The sequence below is a fragment of the Marinibacterium profundimaris genome (assembly GCF_002210095.1).
In the GTDB taxonomy this organism is placed as follows: Bacteria; Pseudomonadota; Alphaproteobacteria; order Rhodobacterales; family Rhodobacteraceae; genus Marinibacterium; species Marinibacterium profundimaris.
The window spans coordinates 136,705-144,107 of record NZ_AQQR01000011.1 but is presented as its reverse complement, the minus strand read 5'-3'; the positions used below and the strand labels follow the sequence as shown (position 1 = coordinate 144,107).

General features: G+C 69.4%; 6 protein-coding genes. 5 read left to right on the top strand and 1 reads right to left on the bottom strand.

Features of this window, described 5'->3' with window-relative positions:
• Positions 1 to 59 precede the first annotated feature (59 nt).
• The 4 genes from ATO3_RS20380 to ATO3_RS20365 all read left to right on the top strand — a co-directional run bounded on the left by ATO3_RS20380 (position 60) and on the right by ATO3_RS20365 (position 3,184).
• Complete coding sequence (locus tag ATO3_RS20380) at positions 60 to 497, top strand: hypothetical protein (protein WP_088651755.1); 438 nt, start codon at positions 60 to 62, stop codon at positions 495 to 497.
• Positions 490 to 1,167, top strand: a complete 678-nt coding sequence (locus tag ATO3_RS20375) for an ABC transporter ATP-binding protein (RefSeq protein ID WP_088651748.1) — start codon at positions 490 to 492, stop codon at positions 1,165 to 1,167. The genes ATO3_RS20380 and ATO3_RS20375 overlap by 8 nt, the downstream gene beginning before the upstream one ends.
• A complete protein-coding gene (locus ATO3_RS20370) occupies positions 1,164 to 2,504 on the top strand; it encodes an ABC transporter permease (RefSeq protein WP_088651747.1) in 1,341 nt (446 codons plus the stop codon). Before ATO3_RS20375 ends, ATO3_RS20370 begins: the two co-directional genes overlap by 4 nt.
• Positions 2,505 to 2,620: 116 nt before the next feature.
• Complete coding sequence (locus tag ATO3_RS20365; RefSeq protein WP_088651746.1) at positions 2,621 to 3,184, top strand: hypothetical protein; 564 nt, start codon at positions 2,621 to 2,623, stop codon at positions 3,182 to 3,184.
• Positions 3,185 to 3,191: 7 nt separating this feature from the next.
• On the opposite strand, the gene ATO3_RS20360 is transcribed toward ATO3_RS20365, so the two are convergent.
• A complete protein-coding gene (locus tag ATO3_RS20360) occupies positions 3,192 to 5,030 on the bottom strand; it encodes an alpha/beta hydrolase (protein ID WP_088651745.1) in 1,839 nt (612 codons plus the stop codon).
• A gap of 157 nt (positions 5,031 to 5,187) precedes the next feature.
• Between ATO3_RS20360 and ATO3_RS20355 the strand changes: the two genes are divergently transcribed.
• A complete protein-coding gene (locus ATO3_RS20355; protein WP_158218028.1) occupies positions 5,188 to 7,389 on the top strand; it encodes a caspase family protein in 2,202 nt (733 codons plus the stop codon).
• Positions 7,390 to 7,403: the final 14 nt, after the last annotated feature.

The window sequence follows — 7,403 nt, the reverse complement described above, 5'->3', positions numbered from 1 at the left end:
AATCAAAGAAAATCAATGTCCTGCTGGACAACCATCATAGGAGGATGCAGATGCCCCTCATGACAGCTTTCACCCGCCGTGGCTTCGTCACCGCCGCCACCGCGACCCTGGCCGCGCCCGGCCTGCTTCGGGCCGCCGACGCTCCGGTCAAGCTGCGCGATCTCTACACGCGGACCGGCGAATTCTCGGACCTGGCAACGTCGCTCGAAGGCACGCGGATCGCCGTCGATGGCTTCATGGCGCCGCCGCTGAAGGCCGAGAGCCGCTTCTTCGTGCTGACCAAGATGCCCATGGCCGTCTGCCCCTTTTGCGAGACCGAGGCCGAATGGCCCGACGACATCCTGGCCGTCTATACCAAGCGCATCGTCGACGTGATCCCGTTCAACGTGCGCATCGTCACGCGCGGCCTGCTGGAACTGGGCGCCTACCGCGACGAGGAGACGGGGTTTCTCAGCATGGTCCGTCTGGACGACGCGGTGTACGACCGCAATGGCTGACGGGCTGACGGTCTCGGACCTCGAAGTGCCGGGGCGCGGGGGGCGGATGCTGCTGTCGGTCGAGGCGCTCTCGCTTGCGCCGGGGCAGAGCCTGGGCCTGCGCGGCCCTTCGGGCGCTGGGAAATCCACGTTTCTGTATGCCATCGCCGGCCTGATCGAGGGGGCGCGGGGCCGGGTCGAATGGAACGGAACCGACATCCTGTCGCTGTCGCCGGACCGGCGCGGGGCCTTCCGGGCGGCGCATATGGGCTTCATCTTCCAGGATTTCCTGCTTTTCGACGAACTCAGCGGCATCGACAACGCGGCCCTTCCCGCGCTTTTCGCGCCCCGGGCGCAGCGGCCGGGAATACGGTTGCGCGCGCAAGAGATGTTGGGCCGGCTGGGCCTGTCCGACCCCGGGCGGGGCGTCGACAGCTATTCGGGCGGCGAACGCCAGCGGGTCGGTGTGGCCCGGGCCCTGGCCAATGACGCCGCAATCCTGCTGGCGGACGAGCCCACGGCCAGCCTGCACCGCGCCGCCGCGGATGCGCTGATCGAGGATCTCGCCGGCGTGGCGCGGGGGCAAAGGACCTCTGTCGTGGTCAGTCACGATCCCGCGCTGCTGGCCCGGATGGACCGGGTGATCACCATCGCCGACGGGCGGATGACGGACGGAGACCTGGCGGCATGAACGACCTCTGGTCCGGGCTGAGCGCCCCGGTGCAGGATGGCCTCTGGCTCCTGCTGATACTTTTGCCGGCCGTCGTGACCGGCGTCCTGGTTCTGCGCAGCCTGCGCCCGTGGCCGCTGGTGCGCGCCATGCTGTGGCGCTTCCGGGGGCCGAACCTCTTGTTCGTCCTGCTGATCGCCGTGGCCGTGGGGCTGGGCATCGGCCTTCTGGCCCAGGAACGCGGGCTGCGCGCGGGCACGGCGGCGGCGGCGGACAAGTTCGACCTGATCGTCGCGGCCCCCGGCAGCGAGGTGACCATGCTGTTCGCCTCGGTCTACCTGCAGCCCTCGGACGTGGGCCTGCTCTCGGGCACGATCTATGACGAGGTCGCCACCCATCCCGAGGTCGCGCTGGCCGCGCCGCTGGGCTTCGGCGACAGCTATGCCGGCGCGCCGGTGGTCGGCACGATCGCGGATTTCGTGACCTACCTGTCGGACGGCGCCATCGAGGGCCGGATGTTCGAGACCTCGACCGAGGCCATCGCGGGCGCCTTCGCCCCGGTGGGGCTGGGCGAGCGGTTCGAGCCGGCCCATGGCACGGGCGACGTGGCGCTGGACGCGGACAATGCCCATGCGCATGCGGGCGCGAGCTTTACCGTCGTGGGGCGGATGGCGCCCACCGGCACGCCCTGGGACCGCGCGCTGATCGTCCCGATCGAGGCGGTCTGGGAGGTGCACGGCCTGGCCAATGGCCATGCGCCCGGTCCTGACGGGGCAGGGGCCCACGACCGCATCGGCCCGCCCTTCGATGCGGCCTATTTCCCCGGCACCCCGGCGATCGTCGTCCGGTCAGAGGCGCTGTGGTCCAACTATGCCCTGCGCTCGGCCTTCACCCGGGACGCCGAGACGATGGCCTTCTTCCCCGGCGCCGTGCTGGCGCAGCTCTACCGGGTGATGGGCGACGTGCGGCAGGCGATGTCGGTCATGGCGCTGGTCACGCAGGTTCTGGTCGCCGCCAGCGTGCTGGTCGGGCTGCTGATCCTGACGCGGCTGTTTCGCCGGCAGCTGGCGCTGCTGCGCGCGCTCGGGGCGCCCGCGCGGTTCGTCTTTGCCGTGGTCTGGAGCTATGCCGCCACGCTGCTTGCCTGCGGCGCGGTGCTTGGGCTGGCCGTCGGCTGGCTTGCGGCGGCGCTGCTCAGCCGCGTGCTGTCCGAACGGACCGACATCCTGGTCACCGCCCCGCTGGCCTGGCCCGAACTGCACGCGGTCGCCGGGTTTCTCAGCGTCGCGACCCTGCTGTCGCTGTTGCCGGGGCTGTCGATGCGGCGGCTGCCGATCGTGGAGGCCTTGCGGAGCTGACCCTGCGCCGCCCCGGCCATGCGGGACGGCGATCCAAAGGCCTTGCGCGATTGCTACACTCGGTTAATCCTGTTTTCGTAACTTGGTAACCAGTGATGCTCTTCCGCGGTCAGCGCATGATGAAACCCGCCACCAGGCCGTCGCGCCGCCCGCTTCCGGCGACCGAGACACGCGAGCTGTTCCACGCCTGCATGGTGCTGCAGGGCCGGGCCGATGCGATCTGGGAGCGGCTGATCTATGCCCATGCCGCCGTGGCCACGGTGATGGCCTTCCTGGTGGAAAACGGCAGCGTCGAACAACCCTACATCGTCACCCGGACCCTGGTGTTCAGCTTCTACACGGTGAACCTGATCTTCCAGATGGTGGCGATGTGGGAAAGCTACCTTGGCCTTCAGGCCGGGCTTTCCGATCTGCGCGACGCGCATGAGGACGACGACCTGAGCCACCTGGACCTCTGGATGCTCAGGCTCAATTACCGAAGACATCCCTGGCGCCGTATCGTCCTGCTGGGGCTGGTCTGGCTGATGGTGGGCTACCTGATGTTCGATCCCGTTTGCGGCAGGTATTTCGGAGAGGGCGCCGGCGTCTGCGACTTCGATGAAACCCTGTTCGATCGGGACGATCCGTCAAGCGAAGCGGATCCGGCGGGGGCACAGCCCCAATCTCAGCCGGGCAACTAGGGGCCCCTCAGGGCTGCAGCAGCCGCAGCAGCGGTGGCTGCAACCGTTCGGCCAGCCCCGGATCCGTCACGATGGAGGCCAGGATACCCGGGATCCGGCCCGGGTCGCTGACCCCGGCGGCGCGCAGGTGGGACAGCGCACCGATCAGTTCATCCGTCTCGCAGGCGCCGGCCTGATAACGCCAGGTTACCGGCGCATCCGCCGCGCCGGTCTGGCGCGGCTCCAGGCCACAGCGTTTCTCGGGCGGGGCATCGCGCCAGAACAGCGCCACGATATCCGCCAAGGCCGAGCTCTGGTCGGCGAAATAGCTGTGCGCCAGCATGTCCTCGCCCAGTTCCGACATGTCGATACTGTCAAGATTGGCATCCACCAGCGTCACCTCTCCGCCCTGTCCGGCGCGCGGCGCGTTGCCATGCAGCTTGCGCGACGACACCAGCGCCCAATCCTGTTCCGAGGCATAAAGCGTCAGCCGCTGTGCGATCGGCCGGATCGTCTGCACCATCCGCGCGAACAGCCCCGCATCCACGTCCGGCGCGGCAAAGAGCACCTGCCCGAAGACCGGTGCGTCCCCCTCCTGCACCCCGCGCCGCAACGCCAGGATCTCGAGCGCATCGGTCAGCGCGCGATTGCCCATGGAATGCGCGACGATGTGGATCGTCCCGGCGCCCGACCGCTCGGCCAGCGTATCGAGGAACTCGGCCAGCCGCCGCCCGCTGAGGCGCACCACCGCGCTGTCGGCGACATAGGCAAGGGTGGAGCCGCGCGAGGGCCAGGAATAGAGGATCGGTACCGCCGGGTAATGCATGTCATAGGCCATCTGCGCGGCGCGCTTGGCGGCCTGGTCGAAGGTGACGTTGTAGCCGTGGACGAAGACGAAGGCCTCTGACGTGTCCGCGTCGAATTCCGAGGACAGGCGATCATAGAAGGCGGCGTCCTCCAGCCGGGTGACCGATTGCAGGATCACGTGGCGCGACGGGTTCTCGCGGAACTCCAGCCGCCAGATCGAGGCGCTTTCGACCATGCCCGGCGTGTGCTGCATCGGCACGGTGACGATGGCGACACCCAGGTCCAGCTCTCCGCGCCCGCCGCCATAGACGCGCGCAGGGTCGCTGTCACCGGTCAGGGCGCGGTCGGTGGCATAATAGACGTCGATGCTGGTAAAGCCTGTGGCCTCGCCCCGGGTGCCCGGAACGGTCTCGGGCGCCGGGCCGCTGGGCAAGCTCTCGACCAGGGCTGCGACCGGGGGCGGCGGCGGGCGCCGGGCCTCTTCGGCCAGGTCGCTCGCCCGCTGTGCCAGCGCAGTATCGCCAAGCGCCAGGGACAGCCGCGCGAACGCGTCGTAGGCGCGGGCGATGGCCTCTCCGTCATAGGCGCGGTCGAGCATCACGGCGAGCTTCTCGTCCGCCGCGATCTGTGCATCCTCCAGGTTGCCCTGCGTCTCGTAAAGCGCCTGCGCCTCGGCATAGAGCACCACCGGATCCTCGCCCAGCTCGGGGCTGCGCAGGGCGAGACCGGCCAGCTCCATGTAGATCCCGGCCGCCTCGGGGCTGCCGCCCGCGCGCGCGATCTCGGCCCGCAACTGCCAGAGATCGAAGAGGACTTGCGGATCGGCGCCAGGCTGGGATTGCAGCGCGGCGAGCGTCTCCTCGATGCGGCGCGCGGCTGCGTCCGGATCGGCCTGGGCCAGGTACTGCAGATTGTACAGATCGGCGCCCGACAGCGCCTCCACCTGCGATTGCAGCGGCGTCCGGGATTGCGCTTGCGATTGCGCCTGTGTCTGAGGCGCGGCGGATGCGAGTCCCAGGGTCAGGCAAAGAAGGACAGCGTAACGGGCCTGGCACAACATGGGAAACGTGTCACCTGATACAAAATCGACTGCTACGTAAGGTTAACAGTCCTTTTAACGTTCTAACAAGCGCGCATAAGGCCACGTTCTTCTTTGTCACCGCCGCAACGCCCGATAAGCTGCTTCACATGTTGATCGGATGAACCTGGGGGTGCCGATGATTGACTGGCTTCGGGGCGCGGGCCTGGTCGCGCTGTGTGCGGTAACGAGCGGATTGGGTGCGGGGCCGGTTGCGGCAGAGCTGCGCGCGGTGCTGGTGGGCGTGTCGGATTACGAGCTCGACATCGGGCTGGCGGATCTGCAGGGGCCCGCCAATGACGTGCGGCTGATGGCCGATGTGCTGGACCGGCGCGGAGCCGGCAGCGTCACGTTGCTGGCCGACGGTGTCGAGGGCGCGGCGCGGCCCACGCGGGCGGCGATCCTGGGTGCTCTGGCGGCCGAGGCCGAGGCGGCGCAGCCCGGCGATTTCGTCTACATCCATCTCAGCGGCCACGGCACCCGGCAGTACGATCCGCAGGGCGACGAGACCGACGGCCAGGACGAGGTGTTCCTGCCGATCGACGTGGCCCGGTCCGAGCCGGGCTCGGGCGTGATCCCCAATGCCATCGTCGACGAGGAACTGGGCGCGGCGATCGATGCGATCCGGGCCAAGGGCGCGGATGTCTGGCTGGTGCTGGACAGCTGCCATTCGGGGACCGGGACGCGCATGCCGGTCTCGGGCCTGCGCTTTGCCGATCCGCAGGCGCTGGGGGTCGACCTGTTGCCGGCCGAACAGGTGGAACGCGCGGTGGTGGCGCCGACGGATGCGGATCTGCCCGGCGGCTACATCGCCTTCTACGCGGCCCAGTCCAACGAATTCGCGCGCGAGGTCGACATGGCGCCAGAGGGGGAGGGGCCCGAGATCTACGGGCTCTTCACGGCGAAGCTGGCCGCGCGGCTCGACCGGGTGGAAGAGGCGCCAAGCTTTCGGCAGCTGTTCCAGGCGGTGCTGGCCGACCTGAACGACACCACGCTGAGCGGTATGGGCAAGCTGCAGACCCCGGCCTGGGAGGGCACGCTGATCGACGCGCAGCTGTTCGGCGGCGAAGCGACCGAGAGCGTGCAGCGCTTTGCCCTGCGCGGACGGCAGGTGGCGGCCGGCAAGGTGCACGGGCTGACCGAAGGCACCTTGCTGGCCCTTTATGCCGATGCCTTCGATCCGCCCGAGGCCGCGATCGGTCAGGCCCAGGTGACCCGCACCGGCGCCACCTCGTCCCGGCTGCAGGCGGTCGCGGCCGGGTGCGAACCGCGCCTCGCCGCGCCCTGCGCGTCCATGGGCGCGCTGCCGGCAGAGGCGCGCTTTGCCCAGGTGCTGGCGCGGCCGCTCGACATGACCGTGCGCCTTGCCCCGCCGCGAGACCTGGCCACCGGCGTGCCGCTGCCCGGCGATCATCCCGTGACGCTGGCGCTGGCCGAGGCCGTGGCCGCCAGCCCCGGGGGCACCGGCGGCTATGCTCTGGCCCTGGATCCGGAGGATTACGAGGTCGAGACGCTTCACGATGGCACTACGCTCTGGTTCGGCCCGCAGGCGCAGATCGGCGGGCAGGCGGTGGGGCTTGGCTGGACCGGCGCCCCGGACGTGCCGCTGACCGCGCTGCTGGAGCGCATCGGCAAGGCCGAGACGCTGGCGCGGGTGATGGGCGGGCTGGCGGGCCAGCAGAGCCTGCTCGACATCAGCCCGGTGCGGATCGACAGCCGCCTGCGCGCGGCGCGGCCCGATGATCTGATGCCACCGGGCGCGCAGATCGACATCTTCGCAGAATGCCAGGACGCGCTGTTCTCGGTGCAGGACGACCCCTTTGTCCCGCTGGACGGAGGCGAGGACCTGAAGCAATGCGATTCCGTCCAGGTCCGGGTGCAGGGTCTGTCGCAGCGGCTTTACGATGTGAACCGGGTGCATATCGACAGCCAGTACTGCATCCATGCGCAATATATGCCGGTCGAGGGGATGACCGCGCCGGTCGGGCTGGGCGATGACATGACGATCTGCGCCGATTGCCCGGGCGACCAGTACACCGCCGGGGCCGAACGGCTCTTCACCATCGTGACCGAGCGGCCGTCGAACGCCGAGGCGCTGGTGCTGGAAGGGCGGGTGGAGAACTGCTTTGCGCCGTCGCGCGATGCCTCCCGCAGTGGCGTCGCGGACGCTGCGGTAAGCCGCGCCAACGCCTTTCTGCAAGGGCTGGCGCAGACACCCCACACGCGGGGCGCGATGATGGGCGCGACACCGGTGTCCGAGATCTGGGTCACCCGCCGCGACTGGCGGGTGCTGCCGCGAGCGCAGGCCCTGCGCCAGGCCGGCCTGCTGGCAGGCCCGTGACGGCGCAGGAACCG